General features: G+C 74.2%; 15 protein-coding genes and 1 pseudogene. 2 read left to right on the forward strand and 14 right to left on the reverse strand.

Annotation, left to right across the window (positions count from 1 at the left end):
• Window positions 1-181: 181 nt before the first annotated feature.
• The 6 genes and pseudogenes from AB0G56_RS12620 to AB0G56_RS12645 all read right to left on the reverse strand — a co-directional run.
• Window positions 182-1,153 carry a BlaI/MecI/CopY family transcriptional regulator gene (locus tag AB0G56_RS12620; protein WP_360967813.1) on the reverse strand — a complete coding sequence of 324 codons (972 nt, stop codon included), beginning with the start codon at window positions 1,151-1,153 and terminating at the stop codon, window positions 182-184.
• A 243-nt stretch (window positions 1,154-1,396) separates the two neighbouring features.
• Window positions 1,397-2,656: a cation:proton antiporter gene (locus tag AB0G56_RS12625; RefSeq protein WP_360967816.1), complete on the reverse strand. Its 1,260-nt coding sequence runs from the start codon at window positions 2,654-2,656 to the stop codon at window positions 1,397-1,399.
• A 5-nt stretch (window positions 2,657-2,661) separates the two neighbouring features.
• A complete protein-coding gene (locus AB0G56_RS12630) occupies window positions 2,662-3,132 on the reverse strand; it encodes a TrkA C-terminal domain-containing protein (protein ID WP_360967819.1) in 471 nt (156 codons plus the stop codon).
• A gap of 158 nt (window positions 3,133-3,290) precedes the next feature.
• Window positions 3,291-4,052 carry an NPP1 family protein gene (locus AB0G56_RS12635; RefSeq protein WP_360967822.1) on the reverse strand — a complete coding sequence of 254 codons (762 nt, stop codon included), beginning with the start codon at window positions 4,050-4,052 and terminating at the stop codon, window positions 3,291-3,293.
• Window positions 4,053-4,426: 374 nt separating this feature from the next.
• Window positions 4,427-4,840 carry a hypothetical protein gene (locus AB0G56_RS12640; protein ID WP_360967825.1) on the reverse strand — a complete coding sequence of 138 codons (414 nt, stop codon included), beginning with the start codon at window positions 4,838-4,840 and terminating at the stop codon, window positions 4,427-4,429.
• Between the two features lie 46 nt (window positions 4,841-4,886).
• A pseudogene (locus AB0G56_RS12645) lies at window positions 4,887-5,294 on the reverse strand (GNAT family N-acetyltransferase); the annotation flags it as partial.
• Between the two features lie 107 nt (window positions 5,295-5,401).
• On the opposite strand from AB0G56_RS12645, the gene AB0G56_RS12650 reads away from it, so the two are divergent.
• Window positions 5,402-5,668, forward strand: a complete 267-nt coding sequence (locus AB0G56_RS12650; protein ID WP_360967827.1) for a hypothetical protein — start codon at window positions 5,402-5,404, stop codon at window positions 5,666-5,668.
• 112 nt (window positions 5,669-5,780) lie between these two features.
• Window positions 5,781-6,647: an AraC family transcriptional regulator gene (locus AB0G56_RS12655; protein ID WP_360967830.1), complete on the forward strand. Its 867-nt coding sequence runs from the start codon at window positions 5,781-5,783 to the stop codon at window positions 6,645-6,647.
• Between the two features lie 18 nt (window positions 6,648-6,665).
• Here AB0G56_RS12655 and AB0G56_RS12660 read toward each other — a convergent pair whose 3' ends face one another.
• From AB0G56_RS12660 to AB0G56_RS12695, 8 genes are all read right to left on the reverse strand, one after another.
• Window positions 6,666-7,610: an aldo/keto reductase gene (locus AB0G56_RS12660; protein ID WP_360967833.1), complete on the reverse strand. Its 945-nt coding sequence runs from the start codon at window positions 7,608-7,610 to the stop codon at window positions 6,666-6,668.
• A 103-nt stretch (window positions 7,611-7,713) separates the two neighbouring features.
• Complete coding sequence (locus AB0G56_RS12665; protein ID WP_360967836.1) at window positions 7,714-9,240, reverse strand: GMC family oxidoreductase; 1,527 nt, start codon at window positions 9,238-9,240, stop codon at window positions 7,714-7,716.
• Between the two features lie 178 nt (window positions 9,241-9,418).
• Complete coding sequence (locus AB0G56_RS12670) at window positions 9,419-10,366, reverse strand: sugar nucleotide-binding protein (RefSeq protein ID WP_360967839.1); 948 nt, start codon at window positions 10,364-10,366, stop codon at window positions 9,419-9,421.
• Window positions 10,363-11,397 (reverse strand): ROK family protein, encoded by a 1,035-nt coding sequence (locus AB0G56_RS12675; RefSeq protein WP_360968371.1) that lies wholly within the window; start codon window positions 11,395-11,397, stop codon window positions 10,363-10,365. Before AB0G56_RS12675 ends, AB0G56_RS12670 begins: the two co-directional genes overlap by 4 nt.
• Window positions 11,387-11,785 (reverse strand): cupin domain-containing protein, encoded by a 399-nt coding sequence (locus AB0G56_RS12680; protein ID WP_360967841.1) that lies wholly within the window; start codon window positions 11,783-11,785, stop codon window positions 11,387-11,389. Before AB0G56_RS12680 ends, AB0G56_RS12675 begins: the two co-directional genes overlap by 11 nt.
• Window positions 11,778-13,211 (reverse strand): sedoheptulose 7-phosphate cyclase, encoded by a 1,434-nt coding sequence (locus AB0G56_RS12685; protein WP_360967844.1) that lies wholly within the window; start codon window positions 13,209-13,211, stop codon window positions 11,778-11,780. Before AB0G56_RS12685 ends, AB0G56_RS12680 begins: the two co-directional genes overlap by 8 nt.
• Window positions 13,212-13,219: 8 nt before the next feature.
• The gene (gene malQ, locus AB0G56_RS12690; RefSeq protein WP_360967847.1) at window positions 13,220-15,337 is read right to left on the reverse strand and encodes a 4-alpha-glucanotransferase; all 2,118 of its coding nucleotides are present in this window, start codon (window positions 15,335-15,337) and stop codon (window positions 13,220-13,222) included.
• Window positions 15,334-18,828, reverse strand: a complete 3,495-nt coding sequence (locus AB0G56_RS12695; RefSeq protein ID WP_360967849.1) for a Cof-type HAD-IIB family hydrolase — start codon at window positions 18,826-18,828, stop codon at window positions 15,334-15,336. Before AB0G56_RS12695 ends, malQ begins: the two co-directional genes overlap by 4 nt.
• Between the last annotated feature and the right edge of the window lie 123 nt (window positions 18,829-18,951).

Raw genomic sequence — 18,951 nt, forward strand, 5'->3', positions numbered from 1 at the left:
GCCTGTCGCCCTCCCACCTGCACACCTGTGCTCCAGGGTGCCGATGTGTCCCGCCGGACGGGCAACATGTCCGCGCGCGGGCGGAGTCGGGCCCCACGGCCGGCCGGAGGGGCCCTGCGGCCGGCCCCGGCGAGTCCGATGACATGACAGCGCGTACGGACTCACCGGGGCAGCCCGGGTCTCAGGCCTTGGCCGGCTCCGGCTGGGCCTGGGCCTCGGTCTGGGCCTTGACGGCCGGGGCCTGCTCGGCGGCCTCGTTGGCCGTGTAGAACACCGACGTGCCCTGCTTGGTGCGGTGGGCGTGGTTCTTGGCCACGAGCCCCTCCAGGGTGGTGCGCACGACGGTCGTCTTGACGCCCCGGTCGGGGTGGGCCTGGCCGAGGGCGGTGGTCACCTCCGCCGCCGAGCGCGGCCCGTTCTGCTCGACGAGGTGACGGCGGACCAGCTCGACCAGTGTGGGCTGGTCGGCGGACTTGGCGGCCGTCGACTTCGTGGTGGTGGACTTCGCAGTGGCGGTCTTCGTGGTGGTGGCCTTCGCGGCCGTGGACTTGGCGGCGGGCTTCGCCGCCGCCGGCTTCTCGGCCGCGGCCGTCTTCTTGCTCGCTGCGCCGGCCGCAGCGGTGGCCTTCTTCGCGGCGGCGGACTTGCCGGTGGTGGGCTTGGCCGCGGTCGACTTGCTCGCGCTGGACTTGTCCGTCGCCGGCTTGGCCGTCTCGGTCTTGGCCTCGGCCACCTGGGCGGTGGCGGGCTTCGCCGAGCCCGTCTTGGTGGTGGCCGTCTTGGCCGTGGCCGTCTTGGTGGCACCGGACTTGGCCGTGCTCGTCTTGGCCGTGCCGGTCTTGGCGGTGCCCTTGCGGCGGGGCGCGGGCACCGTGCCAGTGCTCGTGCCGGTGCTCGTGCTCGTGCTCGCGCTCTTGCTCGGCGCCGCGGCCGGCGCCGACTGCGCCGCCACCGACGCGGCGGCCTTCAGGCCGAGCGCCTGCTGCATGTTCACCAGCACATCGTGGTCACGGCGCAGGACGGTCAACTGCTCCTGCAGCGACGCGATCTCGGAACTGACGCGGTCCTGCTCCTTGAGGTTTCGCTCCAGGTCACCGGTCACCTGGGCGGTGTACTGGGATGCCAGGTCGGCTGAAGCGGTGGATTCAGGCATGGTGTTGGCCTCTTCTCGTGTTGCCCCGTGTGAATGGGACGCCACTTGACGTCGAATTGTGGATTATGGGCCATGTGGCTGGTGGCAGCGTAGTGGATGGTGCAAAGAGGGGCCTTTCACAGTTGACGGACGGCCACCGGAAAGTGCTGTCCCGAGGGTGTTCCGATGGTGTTCCGACGGTGTCTCGGCCGTTCCCCGAGCGTTCCCCGCCAGGGGGCGCACATGCCTGCGGCCAACCCCGGCTCAGGACGGACCGGCGGTGTCATGGTGGGGTTCCACCGCACCGCGCGGAGCCGGGACGGACGCCTTGCCGGTGTCCTGACGTGTGGGTTCAGCGGATTGCCTCGTGCGTCGCGCGGTCAGGCGCAGCGCCAGCGGCTCGGTCCAGCGGGCCGACAACGGACCCAGGATGACGAGGATGAGCACGTACGCGGTGGCCAGCGGACCGAGTGAGGCCTCCGTTCCCGCGGTGACGGCGAGACCGGCGATGACGATGGAGAACTCGCCGCGGGCGACCAGCGTGCCGCCCGCCCGCCAGCGGCCCTTGGCGGAGATGCCGGCCCGCTTGGCGGCCCAGTAACCCGTGGCGATCTTCGTCAGGGTGGTGACGGCCGCCAGGGCGAGGGCCGGCAGGAGGACGGGCGGGATGTCGGCGGGGTTGGTGTGCAGGCCGAAGAAGACGAAGAACACCGCGGCGAACAGGTCCCGCAGGGGCGCGAGCAGATGGTGCGCGCCCTCGGCGACCTCACCGGACAGCGCGATGCCGACCAGGAACGCACCCACGGCGGCGGACACCTGGAGCTGCTGGGCCACACCGGCGACCAGCAGGGTCAGGCCCAGTACGACCAGCAGCAGCTTCTCGGGGTCGTCACTGGAGACGAAACGCGAGATGTGCCGGCCGAAGCGCACCGCGAGCAGCAGCACAAGCCCGGCCACACCGAGGGCGATGGCCAGGGTGACACTGCCCGCCGCGAGGCCGCTGCCGGCTAGCAGCGCCGTCACGATCGGCAGGTAGACGGCCATGGACAGGTCTTCGAGGACGAGGATGCTCAGCACCACGGGTGTCTCGCGGTTGCCGAGCCGGCCCAGGTCACCGAGCACCTTGGCGATGACACCGGAGGAACTGACCCACGTGACACCGGCGAGCACGACGGCCGCGACCGGGCCCCAGCCCAGCAGCAGTGCCATGAGGGCGCCGGGCAGCGCGTTGAGCGTGGCGTCGACGAGGCCGGCCGGGTACTGCGTCTTCAGGTTGGAGACCAGGTCGCTGGCCGTGTACTCGAGGCCGAGCATGAGCAGCAGCAGGATGACACCGATCTCGGCGCCGATCGCCACGAACTCCTCGCTGGCCCCGAGCGGCAGCAGCCCGCCTTCCCCGAAGGCCAGCCCGGCCAGCAGGTACAGGGGGATCGGGGAGAAGCGCAGCCGCCCGGCGAACCGGCCCAGCAGTCCGAGTCCGAGCAGGATCGCGCCGAACTCGATGAGGAAGACAGCGGAGTGCATCGTGCTCACTCCCGTCCGAGTATTCCGGCGGCTGCCTCCACGCCTTCGAGGGTGCCGATGACGATCAGCACGTCACCGCCGGCGAGCCGGAAGTCGGGGCCGGGGGAGGGCACCGCCTCGGCCCGGCGCAGCACGGCCACGATGGACACCCCGGTCCGGGTGCGCGTCTGCGTGTCGCCCAGCACCCTGCCGTTCCAGTACGAGGTGGCGGAGAGTGTGATCCGCTCGGCCACCAGTCCCAGTTCGGTGGTCGACAGCAGGTTCGGACTGTGGTGCGTCGGCATCAGCGCGTCGATGAGGCTCTCCGCCTCGCCCGGGGTCAGCCGCACCGACAGCGCGCAGGCGTCGGCGTCGTCCTCCTGGTACGCGCTGAGTGTCCGAGCACCGTCCCGATGGGCCACCACCGACAGGCGGCGCCGCTCCCGGGTCGTCAGGTCGTAGCGCGTGCCGATGCCCGGCAGCGGTGTGTTGCTCATGCGTGCGGTTCCCACGCTCGTCTCCCTCGCTGGTCCCTGCGGCTTGACCGTTTCTTTGCCAACCGCCTGGGACACCCTAACGACCGCCGCCGCGCTCCGCGGACGGCGGTCGTCGGGCGGGGGACCGGTGAGGACGCTTCGGACACCCGCGCGTGCCCTCAGGCGTTCGGGTCGAAGGGGATTCCCGCGGGCATGGAGTGGGCGAGGGCGTAGGCGAAGTCGCCGTCCTTGATCTTGATGGTGGCCGCGCCGAAGTCCGCGCCCATCAGCTTGTCGCGGAGGCCCGCCGGATAGCCGTTCCACCCGACCAGGCGCGGGAAGAACCAGCCGCCCGTGACGTTCTCCGGCGGTTCGTCGTTGCCACCGGCGAAGCGGAAGCAGTGCGTGGACAGACCGTCCTTGTGGTAGACGATCTTGGGATGGGTGCCGTCGAAGCGCACCGACGACGCGGGGGCCACCTGGTATCCGGAGTGCTGGGAGACGGAGACGTACCCAACCTGGTTGTCGTTGATCCACACCACGACGTGCTCCCAGTCGTGGGTGTGCCCGATCGCGGCCGGGCCCAGGGTGGCCTGGTCCTTCTCGAAGTAGCTGGCGTACATGACGGCGCACCAGCCGTTGTCGCACTTCTCCCGCGAGTACGTGTTGGCGTTGGCCAGCTGGGCGTAGTCGTGGCAGTGGCCGTTGACGTCGCCGCCCAGCCGCAGTCCCGGGTTGAGGGTGCCGTCGGCGCCGATGGCCGCCGTGGCGTAGCAGCCGTCGCCGTCGTAGTCGTAGGCGGGCGAGAAGGTCTGTTCGAGACCGTCGGCGTTCTGCGGCAGCGGCGGGAGGACGGCGGCGCCGGCGTGGGCGGGGAACACCAGGGAGACGAGGGTCAGCACACCGAGCAGGGACAGGAGAGGGACGCACCGTCGGCGCATGGGAAAATCCTCCCAACCAACCAGCGGAACAAGGCAGTTGACGCTCCATCAAGCTAGGCACTGGGCGGCGGGTGGCGCAAGGGTGCCCAGGCGTGTCGGTCCGCGTGGTGGCGCACGTCCGCTTAAGGTTTCGCCAGAAACATGTTTGTATGGCGCGTATTTGCGCACGGCGACAGTCACACCTCCAGAAGAAGGAACACACACATATGGAATCGACGCACCCCGCCTTCCCGGCCGACCGCACGGCCGGATGCCCCTTCGACCCGCCCCCGCTCTACGCTCAGATGCGGCAGCAGGGGGCTCCCGTACGGGTCCGCATCTGGGACGGGAGCACCCCCTGGCTGGTCACCCGCCACGACGACCAGCGCGCCGTGTTAGCCGACCCCCGCTTCAGCGCCGACCCCTCCCGGCCCGGTTTCCCCTCGCCCAGCGCGGGTTTCAAGGCCCAGGGAGCCGCCGAGATCCAGGCGTTCGTCACCCAGGACGACCCCGAGCACGCGCGTCAGCGGCGGATGCTGGCGGGCAGTTTCACCGTCAAGCGGGTGGCCGCCCTGGCCCCCCGGGTACAGGAGATCATCGACGGCCTGCTCGACCGCATGGAGGCCGCGGGCCCGCCGGCCGATCTCGTCGAGGCCTTCGCGCTGCCCATGCCCTCCCTGGTCATCGGTGAACTGCTCGGGGTGCCCCGCGAGGACCAGCCGCTGTTCCAGGACGCGGCCCGCGCGATGATCGCCCGGGACAGCACCGCCGACGAGTTCGCCGCCGCCCGCTCCGAACTCGCCGCCCATCTGCGGGAGCTGATCGCCAGCCGCCCGGCGTGCGCGGGCGGTGTGCTCAGTCCTTCAGGGCGTAGAAGCCCATCGGCGAGTTCTGCCGGAAGCCGATGCGCGGGTACACGGGCGCCCCGGCGGCCGTCGCGTGCAGGGTGGCGCGGGTCAGGCCGGTGGCCCGGGCGCCCTCGTGCAGGGCCTTGCGCGTCACCGCCTCGCCGTAGCCGCGGCGCCGCCATTCGGGGTCCGTGGCGACCAGCACCACGAACAGTCGCCCGTCCGCCTCCACCGCCGCGGCGCACGCCACCGGGACACCGTCCCGCAGCGCCAGGTAGGCGTACACGTCGTCCTTCCACAACCTGGACCCGAGGAGCCCGTCGCGGCCGTCCTCCAGGGGGAAGCCGCAGGCGCGCGCGTCGAGGTCGGCGTAGGCCCGCAGGTGGCCGTCCGTGGTCACCCGGACGAAGGCCAGAAGTCGTTGTCCGATGTGCACGGACTCCCGAGTGCAACACGGCCACCGGCCGCGCCGCGGTTCACCACGGGACCCGACTGTCAGTGGCGGCTGCGACCCTGTCCCGTATGGACGAGCAGGACTTCATGCGGGGCCGGGTCTACGGGGCCGATCACGAGGACGCCGCGCCCCGGCCCGGGCGCCGCTACGCGCAACTGGTGGCCGGGCCGCTCGACGGGCTGCTGCTGGACGTCACCGACCTGCCCGCGCACACCCGCGCGGACGGCGTCGTCCTGCCCACGGAGATAGGCAGGTACGGTCCGGGCGGCCGTACCGTGTACGCGTCCCGCCCCGCCGACCCCGACCGCTTCGACTGGCGCGGTGACCTGCCCTGAACCGGTGCGGGCGGTGCACCGCCGCACCCGATCCTTTCGGGCACGGAAAGTCGGGTCGGGCACCCCGCCCGCCGCCTAGCGTGATGAGCACAGAAAAGGAAGGGGACCGGGAGTGCTGGAGCGGCTCAACCAGGCCATGGAACACATCGAGGACCACCTGTCGGAGTCCGTCGACGTGGCCGACCTGGCGCGGATCGCGGCCACGTCGGAGTACCACCTGCGCCGGATGTTCTCCTCGCTCGCGGGCATGCCGCTGTCGGAGTACGTACGACGCAGACGGCTCACCGTCGCGGGCGCCGAGGTGCTGGCCGGGCGTGACTCGCTGCTGGACATCGCGGTGCGCCACGGCTACGGCTCGGGCGAGGCGTTCGCACGGGCGTTCCGCGCCATGCACGGCGTCGGACCCGGCGAGGCCCGGCGCACCGGCACCGCGCTCGTCTCCCAGCCCCGGTTGTCCTTCCGCCTCACCGTCGAAGGAAGCAGCAGCATGCGATATCGCGTAGTGGACCGGCCGGACTTCACCATCGTCGGGTTCAAGGCCCGGCTGCCCCTGGTGCACCAGGGGCCGAACCAGCCGATGATCGACTTCATCCGCGGGCTCGGCCGGCCGGTCATGGAGCGCCTGGAGAAGCTGTCGGACCAGGAGCCGCACGGAGTGGTCGCCGTCTGCGACGGCATCGACCCGTCGCGCGCCGAGGGCACCGAGTTCGACTACTACCAGGCATGCATCACCACCGCCGCCGTACCCGCGGACATGACCTCCCTGGCGGTCCCGTCCGGCACCTGGGCGGTGTTCACCACCACAGGCCCGGCACCCCAGGCCATCCAGGAACTGTGGCGGGAGGTGTTCACCCAGTGGTTCCCCTCCAACCCGTACCGCGGCCGCCCCGGCCCCGAGATCCTGCGCACCCGCGTGCAGGAGGGCGGGACGGACGCCGAAGCCGAACTGTGGCTGCCGGTGGAGCGGGAACAGGGCTGAGGCGGGCCGGCGTCCGGGTCACGGCAGAGGCGTGCCCCGGGCGGCGACCCACAGCTCGTACCACTCCTCGTGGGAGAGCCGGGTCCGACCGCTCACCGCGTCGGCGCAGGCGCGGATGCGCTCGGGGCGGGTGGTGCCGACGACCGGGGCGATGCCCGCGGGGTGGCGTTGCAGCCACCACAGCAGGACGGTCTCCGGTGTCGTCCCCTTGCGCCGGGCGAGATCCGCGACCAGCCGGCCGGCCGGGGTGTCGCCGCCGCCGGTGAACCGGCCCCGGGCCAGCGCGCCCCAGGCCTGGAGCCGGACGCCGGCCGAGACGCAGTGCTCGACCGTGCCCGGCGGACAGCTGGTCCCGGCCGCGGCCGGGGTGTTGAACAGCACCCCGGTCTCCACCCAGTCCCGGTGGGCGAGGCTCATCTCCACCTGGTCGACGACGAGCGGGACGTCCACACGCGCCTGGAGGAAGGCGACCTGCGGTCCGCTCATGTTGGACACGCCGAACTGCCGCACCAGCCCCTGGGAACGGAGCACGGAGAACGCTTCGGCGATCTCGTCGGGGTCCGCGAGCGGGTCGGGCCGGTGCAGCAGCAGCACGTCCACGACGTCCGTACGCAGCCGCGTCAGGCTCTCCTCCACCCGGCGCACGATGCTCGCGGCGCGCAGGTCGTAGTGGCCCACCCGCTCGCCCTCGGGCAGCCGGATCCCGCACTTCGTCTGCAGGACGACGCGCTCCCGCAGCCCCGGCGACCGGGCGAGCACCTCACCGAAGATTGCCTCCGACTTCCCGAACCGGTAGATGTCGGCGTGGTCGAACGCCGTGATGCCGGCGGCCAGAGCCGCCTCGACGGCCGCCTCGGCCCGGCCCACGTCCTCGGCGGTGTACGGCAGGGTGTCCCAGCCGCCGCCCAGGCCCATGCAGCCGTACAGCAGCCGGTGCGCGCGGATGTCGGTGGATGCCGTCATGGCGGTCTCCGTCGGTGAGAGGGGGAGAGGAGAGGAAGAGAGAGGAGGAGAAGGGGAGAGGCGGAGAGAGGGAGGGAGGGAGGGCGGGACGGTCATGCGGGGGTCAGGCGCGCAGGGTGTCGGCCAGCATCTCGGCGGCGGCGAGCACCGGCAGCTGCGTGTTGGCGGCGGGCACCGTCGGCAGGACGGAGGCGTCGGCGATCCGCAGGTCCGCCACGCCGTGCACCCGGCCCGCACCGTCGACCACGGCGAGCGGGTCGTCCTGCGGGCCCATGGCGCAGGTCCCCACGGGATGCCAGTAGGTGCCCACCCGGTCGCGCAGCGCCGCGTCGGACAGTTCGCGCACCGGTACGCCGCCGTCGGCGGGCGGCCCGGCCAGGGGCCCCAGCGCGGCGGCCAGTTCCGCCGCCTTCGCCAGCCCCGAGCGGAGCACGGCGACGTCGTGGCCGTCCGGGTCCGTCAGGAACGCCGGGTCGATCTCGGGCGGTTCGCAGGGGTCGGCCGAACGCAGCCGGACCCGGCCGCGCGAGAGCGGCTTCATGAGGAAGGCGGACACCCCGGCCTCGTACTGCCCGGGCGGCAGCTTGCCGAACAGCGGCGGCCCCGCCGTGGGCAGCAGGTGCAGGTCCCACGACCCCGCCGGGCAGCGTTCGCTCGCCGCCCTGACCAGCATCCGGCTCACATACAGCTCGCCGGCCGCCTCCTTGTCCGCCAGCGCCGCGTTCAGGGCGGCCGTGGGGGACAGCGGCAGGAACACCCCGGGCTGGTCGGACAGGTTCGCGCCGACCCCGGGCAGGTCCACCTCGCAGCGGATGCCGTTCTCGGCCAGGTGCGCGGCCGGGCCGACGCCGCTGCGCAGCAGCACGCCCGGCGAGCCGAAGGTCCCGGCCGCCAGCACGTACGTGCCCGCCGTCAGCGTCAGCGCCGTGAGCCCGCCGCCTCCGCGCGCGTCCACGCCCCCCGCGCGCACCTCCACGCCGTGCACGCGCCCGCCGCGCACGGTCAGCCGGTCCACCAGGGCGCCGCTGAGCACCGTCAGGTTGGGCCGGTCCCGCGTCGCCGGGTCCAGGTAGGCGAAGGCCGCGTTGCGGCGCAGGCCGTCCACGGCGTTCAGCAGCGGCTCGCCCCGGCCGGGGCCGCCGTCGGGCGAGCCCATGTCCACTTCGGGGTACCCGAGTTCGCGGGCCGCCGCGAGCGCGCCCGCGCTCCACGCGGACAGCTCGTAGCCGGGCGCCGTGCGCAGCCCCATCCGCTCCGCCGCCCTGCGCCGGTACGGTTCCATCGCCGGGGCCGACCAGCGCTCGCCGCCCGCGCGCACCCACTCGGAGTGGTCGGCCGGCGAACCCCACGTGTTCCAGCAGCCGTTGATGCACGACGAGCCGCCCAGGACCCGGGCGCGGATGCGGTAGAACGCGGTGTGCCGCTCCCACACGTCGTCGCGGGGCAGGGCGCGCGCGTTGCGTACCTTCTCCGGCCAGTCCCGCTGCCGTGGCCCGTAGTCCGGGCCCGCCTCCACGAGACAGACCGAGCGGCCGGGGTCCTCGCTGAGCCGGGCCGCCAGCACGCAGCCCGCCACACCGCCGCCGAGGATGACGACGTCGTAGCCGGAGGGGATCGATGAGCTTGCCATGGGTGCTCCCACGAGGGGTCGTCGCCAGGTGAACGGCGGGGTGGGCGGACGGGTGCGCCGGCCGGAAGGCGGACCGGGGCGTTGTCAATGGGGCGCTACGGCTGGGCGGTGACGGACGATGAGCGCCACGACCGCACGGTGACGGACGACGGGTGCCACGACCGCACGGGGACGGGCGCTACGACCGCACTGTGCCCCTGGTCGTCCCGCTGCCGGTGAACGCGGGCGCCAGCAGCCGCGCCCCCTCCGCCACGCCCCGCACGGTGATCTTCTCCGTGGCCGGGAGCGTGGACAGCACCTCGCTGGTGAGGCAGGCGTTCGCCGGGCGGGAGGCGTAGCGCGTACGGGCCCGGGGCACCGGGACGACCAGGCCGGCCGGTGCGCCCAGCGCGCCGGCGATCACCGTGGCCCACTCGGCGCGGGTGACCCGGTCGGGGCCGCCCAGGTGCAGGACCGGGGGCAGCGGGTCCGGGGTGTGCAGCAGGGCCGCCGTCACCTCGGCCACGTCGGGCAGGACCACCGGGGTCGTCCAGTGGTCGTCGGGCGCCTCGACGTGCTCGCCGCGCAGCAGCCGGTGGGCGCAGACGGCGAAGAAGTTCAGCCACTTGCCCGCGTCGGCGCCCTCGTGGCCGTAGACGAGGCTGACGCGCAGCGCGACGGCGCCCGGCGCCCCGGCCAGCAGCGCCTGTTCGGCCGCGAGCTTGGCCCGGCCGTAGGCGTTGGCCGGGCGGACGGGGACGCTCTCGGCGTTGTGCGCCGAGGCGCCGTCGAAGACGTTGTCGGAGGAGATCAGCACGATCCGCGCGTCCCGGGCCAGGGCGGTGAAGTTCTCCGCCACCGCGACGTGCGCCGCCCGCGCCTGTGAGGGGTGCTCCTCGCACCAGGTGGCGTCGGAAGGGCCGTGCACCAGCACCACTCGGTCGGGGCGGAGGCGGGCCAGGAGCCGGGCGCAGGCCCCCGCGTCGGTGGCGTCCAGCGCCTCCCAGCGCGCCCCGTACGACTGAGGTGCCGGGGCGGGGCGGTGGCGCGAGGCGAGCGTCACCGCCCCGCCGCCGGGGACGAGACGGCGGGCGAGCGCGGCACCGATCAGCCCGCTGCCCACCACGAGCGTGCGCGGCGCGCTCACGGCGCCCCCTGCGAGGAGGGGACGGGCGTACGGTCCGCCAGCAGCCGGCCCGCGCCGATCAGCCCGTGGTCGTCGTCGGCCACCCCCAGCGACACCATCGCGTCGACCTGCCCGGCGTCCAGGCCGAAGCAGCCGAGCCGGGTCAACTCGCCCACGAGCAGCCGCCGGTAGGGTTCGCCGACGGCCAGTGCGAAGCCTCCCATCAGGATGAAGCGGCACACCCCGATCGACGTGAACACAGCCGAGATCGCCTGGGCGAGGTGGGTGAGGGTGCCGCGCAGCACCTTCGTGGCGAAGGCGTCGCCCTCGCGGACGGCGCGGGCCGTGGCCCGGTTGTCGATGTCCCCGGCCCGGCCGCCGCACAGCGCGGCGAGCCGGGAGCGGCCGAAGCCGGCCGGGTCGGCGGCGGCGGCCCGGCGGGTGGCGGCCAGCACGCCCCGCCCCGAGGCGATCGCGCCGAGGTGGCCGCGCCCGCCGCAGTCGCAGGGCGGCGCGTCCGGGGAGACGTCGCACACCCAGTGGCCCAGCTCCCCGCCGTGGCCGTCGGCGTCGACGAGGACGTCACCGCCGCGGAACACCTTGTTGCCGATGCCCGAACTGACGGTCAGCAGGCAGAAGTCGCCCGGTTCGGTGGCGGCGTAGCGCCAGGCCGCCGCCGTCAGGTCGTTCACGACGACCGCGGGGGCGCCGGTCCGCTCGGTGAGCAGGTCGCCCAGGGGCAGCGGATCGCCGCGCCTGCCCCACACCGTGGGCGCGGCCAGGACGAGGCCGCCCGCCGTGATGGGGCCGGCGAAGGCCACCCCGAGGGCGCGGGGTGCGTGTCCGCCGGTGTGGGCGCCGACCTCCCGCACGATCTGGTCCACCACCCGCCGCTGGAGCACCGGCACGGGTGCGCCGGGGTCGCGGTGCATGCCCTCGACCGGCATCCGGCGCACCCGGGACAGTACGCCCGTCGCCGGGTCGTAGGCGCCGATCCGCAGCGTCGTGCCGCCGACGTCGAGCACGGTGAACGGGCCGCCCTCACTCGTCATCTCCACCGTCCGCCCCTCCCTCCGGCCCCTGGGGCAGGACGACCTCGAAGACCAGCAGCCGCAGGTCCTGACGGTCGGAGTCGTTGCGCAGGCCGTGCTCCCCGTGCGGGTCGTTGACGACGACGTCGCCGGGCCCCACGCGGAACTCCGTGCCGTCGCGGAACATCAGCCCGCCGCCGTCGAGCACGACGTACGTCTCCCGGTCGGCGCCGTGCCGGTGCCGGCCGATCGACGTGCCCGGCGGCAGCACCGCGAGGTCGATGAACTCGGCGCCCGGCGAGCCGGGGCGGCGCGCGAAGAGGCGGTGGGCGAGGATCGTGCCGACGCCGTCGTGGTCACGCTCCTTGCCGGTCAGCAGCTCCCGCAGATTGACCACGGCCTCAGGCACCGTGCCGCTCCTCTCCGCGGGCGTGAGCCGCGTCGTCCGCCGTGTCGGCGTAGTCCGGCCTGTCCGAGTCCTGCGGCCTGCCGGCGTACGTCGGCCTGCCCGATTCCTCCGGCCTGCCGGCGTGCGTCGGCCTGCCCGCGTCCTGCGGCCCGCCCGTGCCGTCCCGACCGCCCGCGTCCTCGGGTCCGTCCGCGCCGTCCATGCCGTCCGGACCGCCCGGACCGCCCGGACCGCCCGCGTCCTCCGCGAGCGCGCCGAGCGCGGCCACCAGCACGTCCCCCGGCACGTCCTCCAGCTCCTCCACGAAGGCGGCCTTGCCGATCCCGGTCGGCACCACCAGGTGCAGCTTGCGGCCCCGGCGCTGCCAGGAGGCCCGCAGCGCCTGTGTCATCAGCTCGGGTGTGCACGTGTCCCTGTCGAACACCGGCAGCCCGATCCGCCGCAGCAGCCGGACGATCCGCTCGCAGGTCTCCTCGTCCGCGAGGCCCAGCAGCTTCGCCACGTGCGCGGAGAGCGCCATGTCGACGGCGACGGCCTCACCGTGCCTGAGCCGGTGCTCGCCCGCGGTCTCCACGACGGGGCTGAAGGTGTGGCCGAAGTCGACGAGCCGGGCGAGGTCGTGCTCGCGCAGGTTCGGGCACAGCTCCTCCATCATCAGCCGCATCGACGTGCGCAGGACGTACTCCTCCAGCTCGCCGTGCGGACGGTCCGCGCCGTCCTGCCCGGCGGACCGGCGGAACACGTCCGGGTGCCGTTCCAGCGCCCGGAACAGATCCTCGTCGAGGATCACGGCCATCTTCACGATCTCCGCCAGACCGCAGCGGATCTCCCTCGGCGGCAGCGTCGCGAGGAAGGCGGGATCGTTCAGCGAGGCGTGCGCGGGGTGGTAGGCACCGAACATGTTCTTCGTGTGCAGGGCGTTGACACCCGTCTTGACGCCGACACCCACGTCGACCTGGCCGACGAGGGTGGTGTTGACCTTGATGTAGCGGATCCCCCGCGCGTAGATGGACGCGGCGAAACCCACGACGTCCGCGACGATGCCGCCGCCGACCGCGAGCATCACACCGTGCCGGTCGAGGCCGTCCGCCTTGGCGACGGCGCACACGTGCTCCACGGAGGCGAGCGTCTTGCGGTGCTCGCCGGTGGGTATGACGTGCAGGCTCCACTGCCCCGGCCGCACATGGCGGTCCAGGTAGCCGCGTATCCGGGCGCCGTAGAGCCGGTCGACGACCGGGCTGACGTAGGCCACCACACGGCGGCCGTCCAGGGCTGCGGCGAGCAGGGTGTTGTCCGCGTCGAGCACTCCGGCGGCGAGGTCGACCCGGTAGCGGGTGCCGTCCGGTGCCCTCAGGTCGAAGCCGCCGGCGTCCTCGCGGACCCCCGCGAGCGGCTGGCCGACCCGCTCAAGAACCTGGCCTGACATCTGTCTCCTCAGTCTTCCTCGGTCTTCTCACACGTTTCAGGGATGTCACATGTTTCACGGGCCCCGGAGGCTTCACACGGCTGCCCGTCACGCCGCCGCAGGCCCGCGAACACCCGGGCCAGAGCCGGTACGAGAGGCAGGCCGGGAAGCTCCTCCAGTGGGACGGGACGGCCCCGGCCGTCGCTGACGGGCAGCCGCCAGTTGGGGTGCACCGACGACGTGCCGGGGATGTTCTGCGGTCTCAGGTCGCCGGTGGCGTCCGGCAGCCACACGCCGAGCAGTCGCGCCGGGGTGCGGCGCAGGAAGCGGTGGAGCGCGACGACGTCGCCCTCCGGGTCGGGCAGCAGCCCCACCCGCTCCAGCTCCGCCAGCCAGCCGTCGCGCTCGGTGGCCGCCTCGGCCTTCTCCTCCGCCTCCGGGCGGGTCAGCAGGCCGAGCCGCGCCCGTAGTTCGACGTGCTCGCCGCTGAGCCAGGCGGCCGTCGTGGGCAGGTCGTGCGTGGTGAGCGTGGCCAGGCAGTCCGCGCGCCACCGCTCGGGCGGCAGCGGCCCGTGCCGCCCCTCCGAACCCCCGAGGTACTCGAACCGCTGCACGGACGTGCCGAGGATCCCGCGCGCGTGCAGGAACTCCCGTACACCCGCCTCCACGGTGCCCAGGTCCTCGCCGATCACCGACGCCCCGGCCCGGTGCGCCTCCAGCATGACCGTGCCGAGCATCGCGTCCGCGTCGTAGCGGACGTACGTGCCCTCCGACGGCGGGCGGCCCTCCGGCACCCACCACAGCCGGAACAGGCCCATCACGTGGTCGATGCGCAGGGCTCCCGCGTGCCGCAGGCCCGCGCGCAGCAACCGGGCCGCGGGCAGGCAGCCGGTGGCCGCGAGCGAGTCGGGGCGCCACGGCGGCTGCCCCCAGTCCTGGCCGTGCGGGTTGAAGTCGTCCGGGGGCGCGCCGACGCTCATCCCGGCGGCCAGGCAGTCCGCCAGCGCCCAGGTGTCGGCGCCCTCGGGCGCCACCCCGACCGCCAGGTCGTGGATCAGGCCGATGCCCATGCCCGCGTCGGTCGCCGCCGCCTGTGCGGCGCCGAGTTGTTCGTCCGTGATCCAGGCCAGCCAGCGGTGGAAGTCGACCTCGCCGGCCAGTTCCTCGCGGGCGCGGGCCACGGCCGGCGAGCGCGGGTCGCGCAGCTCGGCCGGCCAGGACCGCCAGGCGCCGCCGTGCACCCCGGCCAGCGCGCACCAGGTGGCGAAGTCCGTCAGATCGCGGCCCTCGCGCGCGGTGAACGCCGCGAACGCGGCGGCCCGTCCGGGAGTCAGGGGGACCTCGTGCACCGCGCGCAGCGCCTCGTGCTTGAGCGCGCGTACGGCCTCCCGGTCGATGAGCGCGGCACCGCGCAGGACGGCCTCGTTCAGGGTGCGCGCCCGCCCGGCGCACCGGTCGGCGCGGTGGCGGGCCTCGCCGGTGAGGTGGGCGTACTCCGGTACCGCCTCGACCCGCACGTGCATCGGGTCGGGGAAGCGGCGGGTGCCGGGCCGGTACGGCGACGGGTCGGGCAGCGGTCCGGGCTCGGCGGCGTGCAGCGGGCCGAGCTGGACGAAGTCCGCGCCCAGGGCCCGCCCCGACCAGGACGCCAGTTCCGCCAGGTCGCCGAGGTCGCCCATGCCCCAGGAGCGGCGCGAGAGCACCGAGTACAACTGGACGAGGAAGCCCCAGTGGCGGCCCTCGGGCACGGGCAGCCGCTCCGGGACGACCAGCAGCGGCGCTGACTCGGCGCGCCCGGCCGCGGTGACGTGCAGGGTGTGCCGGCCGACGGGCAGCGGGCCGGACAGGGCGGCCGATGCGCCGCCGCCCTCCAGCTCCACCTCGGCCACCGCGCCGTCGGGCAGGGCGGGCCGTGGCGCGCCGGTGCCGCGCAGGACGACGCAGGCGGGCAGCAGCCGGGCCGCGGCGCGCGCCCGGTGGGCGGCCAGCGCGGCCCGGGCCGCCGTGTCCGTCGTGGCGTCCACCCCGCACGCGCCGAGCACGGCCACCAGCGTGTCCGGGGACACGGCGACCCGGTGGCCCCGGTCGGTGGTGTAGGCGGTGGAGATGCCGTGGACGCGGGCGAGTTCCCGCAGGGCGTCGCTCATGCCTCACGCTCCGCCGCCGGCCGGTCCCGCTCGCCGGCCGCGTGGGCCGCGCCTGTCACGGCGGTCGCGGTGGCCGCGTCGGCCGGGGTGGGCAGGTCTGTCGAGTCGGCCGTGCCGGTTGCGCCGGCCGGGGTGGGCGGGTCTGCCACTTCCGCCGTGCCCTTCACGCCTGTCACGCTTGTCAGGCTCGGTGGGCTCGTCCTGTCTGCCACGCTCGCCGTGCCCGGCACGCCGAAGAGGCGTTCCAGGACCACGGCGACGCCGTCCTCGTCGTTGCCGGGCGCGATCTCGTCGGCCATCGCCCGCAGCGCCGGATGGGCGTTGCCCACGGCCACCCCGTGCCCGGCCCAGGCCAGCAGCGGGATGTCGTTGGGCATGTCACCGAAGGCGATCGTCTCGGCCGCCCCGAACCCCAGCAGCTCAGCGGCCCGCGCCACCCCGGCCCCCTTGGTGGTGCCCGGCGGCAGCACCTCCACCATGCCCCGCACCGAGTGCACCACCGTGACCTCGTCCCCGCACAACCGTCGTGCCTCGGACTCCAGTTCGTCCTCCGGTACGTCCGGGTGGTGCAGGACCAGCTTGTCGATCGGGCCGCTCCACAGCAGCTCACGGTCGGCGGTCACGTCCCAGCCGTGCCGGACCCGCTCGCCGAACCGCGGGGTCACCTTGAACCGGCTCTCCGGAGGTGCCGTCACCACCCCCAGCTCCAGCGGCCCGAGCACGGCCTCCACCCGCTCGACTACGCTGCGCGCCAGGTCCAGGTCGAGCGAGGCCGAGGTCAGCAGCCGGTCGGCGCCGGCGTCGTAGAGCTGCGCGCCCTGTCCGCACACGGCGAGTCCGCGGTAGCCGAGCGCGGCCAGGTACTGCTTGCAGGCCGTGGCGGGCCTGCCGGTGACCACCAGGTGCCGCGCCCCCGCCTCCCGCACACGCGCCAGGGCGCGCAACGTACGCGCGGACACGGTGAGGTCGTCGCGCAGCAGCGTGCCGTCGAGATCGGTGGCCACCAGCCGGAACGGCGGCCGGGACCGCCGCGCCGGGCGTCCGGCTCGGTCGGTTACCTGGGCGGTGTCCTGCGGGCGCCCGGTCTGGGCGGTGTCCTGCGGGCGGAGGGCGGACACGGGCCTCTTGGCGGTGTCCGCCGGGCCGCCGGCGGGTGCGGACCCCTCGACGGTGTGCGCCGGGGTACCGGCCCGGGCGGTGTCCTCCGGGCCGAAGGCGGGTGAGGGCTCCTCGACGGTGCCCCCCGGGCGTCCGGCCTGGCCGGTCGCCTCCACGGTGTCTCCCGGGCCTCCGCCCAGGTCCCGCACCTCGACCGTGTCCCAGGTGACCCGGCCGGAGGCGAGGGTGAGCATGACGAGCAGGTGCCTGCCGACGGGCGGTCCGTCCAGGGTGCCCCGGAAGACACCCTCCCCGGCCGGGGTCAGTGGGGCCAGGACGACCCCGCTGCCCGTGGGCACGGCCTCGTCGGAGACGGCGGCCTCGGCGCGGGACTCCAGCTCCGAGGCGCGGATCGTGCCGGTGACCGCGACGTCCACGTGCCGCGCCCCCGGGTGGGTGTACGCGACGTGCCAGCGGCCCGCCGCGTCCTGCCGCGTCCGGCACCGTCCCCGCAGCCGCGCCGACCAGTCCGCACGGCCCGCTGCCGACGCGACCCGCGCGCACCGGACGAAGTCCGCCCGCGCGTACGCGGCTTCGAACAGCCGCTCGTGCGCCGCCTCGTCGAGCGGTGCGCACCGCCCGTACGCGTCCACGTCACCCAGCGCCGCCGCCGACCCGGCCACCAGCGCCCGGTGCTCGGTCCAGGCGGCCGGGGACAGCACGTCGAACCAGCCGTACCGTACGGCATCCTCGACCGGATAGGGCCTGCTCCGGCCGCGCAGCAGGTCCGCGAAGGCCGCCAGCCGCAGGTCGGCGCTGCGCCGCCAGGTGAAGGACCGGGCGGTGGCGCGGGCCCGCTCCGACAGGCGGGCGTAGGCCTCGGGGTCCGTGCGCCACAGCGCGGCGGCCTCGCGTATGCGCGTGGTGAGCGCGCCGGCCAGCGCGGGGTCGTCGTCCCGGAAGGAGCCCGGCAGCGCGAACCCCGTCGACGCGGGGTCCCCGGGCGGCAGGGCGTGCCCGAAGTGGGCGGTGACGGTCTGCGCGGTCGCCAGGGGCACCGCGCCGCACGCCATCGCCTCGGCCTGGGCGATGAGGAACCCGTCGAGTTCGTACTTCGAGGGGAACACGCAGAAGTCCGCGCACGCGGCCTGCTCGAACAGGGTGTCCTCGCCGGCCAGCCGCCACTCCAGGTGGACCCGGCCCGGATACCGGTCGGCGACACTCTGGAAGTGGGCGTTGGCCGGGGCGGACGCCGTCGCCCCGCCGCCACCGGTGGCGAACCGCAGGACGAAACTGATCTCAGGGTCGGCCGCCAGCACGTCCTCGACCGCCCGCATCAGCTCCAACTGGCCCTTGTGGTGCACCGCGTAACGGGCGGCGTGGTAGAAGACCGGGCGGGCCGGGTCGAGCCCGAGCGAGCGCAGCACCGACGCCCGGTCGACGGCCCGCGGATCGCGAGCCAGCCAGCTGTCGGCTGTCCCGCAGCCGCCCATCAGCAGCTTGTCCGCCCGCTCACGCAGCATCCGCGCCAGCGGCAGCGTCGCGAAGAGGCTCTCGAAAGGGGTGTCGCGGAAGGTGGCGCAGTGGTCGCGCTGACCCGGCGAGACGAAGTCGACGAGATCGGCGTGGGCCACGATCAGCGGCAGGAAGGAGACGTGGTCGGGGCCGTACTCGACGTGCATGCGGGTCCCGGCCAGGGCCCGCGCCATGGTCGCCGTCGGACCGTCCTGGGCGGGCGGCCGCCCGTCGAGCGCGTCCAGGTCCGCGTCCGCGCCGAACAGGGCGAGCAGCCGCTCCACCTGGGGCCGGTACACCTTCTGCGTGACCGGCGCGTTCGCCGCGACCGTGCTCACGGTCCGCAGGTCCGGGTCACCGGCGAACACCGGCGGCAGCAGGTAGTGGTAGTACGGCTCGAAGCCGTGCACCACCGCCGGGCCGCCGCCGAGGTGGCGCCGGACGAAGTGGGCCCCGGCCACCTGGAAGACCAGCGGCTTGAAGTGGGCCAGGTCCCGGCCCTCGGTGCCCGGCGGCGGGTAGAGCCGGTCGGGCAGCAGGTCCAGGAAGTCGTCGGACAGGAAGTAGACGTCCACCCCCTCCAGCCGCAGCCGGTGGGCGCGTGTGGTCAGCTCCAGGGTGATCTCGGACGGGTGGTCCGGCCACACCTTGGGGTCCAGGACGAGCGGCACCCGGTGCTCGTGGACGTAGTCGGTCTCCTCGATCGCGTGGTCGCGGCGCAGCGCGCCGAGCAGTCCGTGGGCGGGCGTGACGATGGAGACCCGGTGGCCGCGCGCGGCGTACTCGCGCGAGAGGTTCCACACCAGCGGCGAAAGCCCGCCGCGCATGAGGCGGTTGTCGAACCCGCCGCACTCGAAGGCGAAGTGGATGATGTGCATCGCTTCGGCGCGCGCTCCCGATCCGTGTGCCGCGTGGCCGGGTGCCGGCGCTTCGTGTGCCGCGTGGCCGGGTGCCGGCGCTTCGTGAGTCGCGTGGCCAGGTGCCCGTGATTCGTGTGCCGC

Source organism: Streptomyces sp. NPDC021356, assembly GCF_040641015.1.
Lineage (GTDB): Bacteria > Actinomycetota > Actinomycetes > Streptomycetales > Streptomycetaceae > Streptomyces.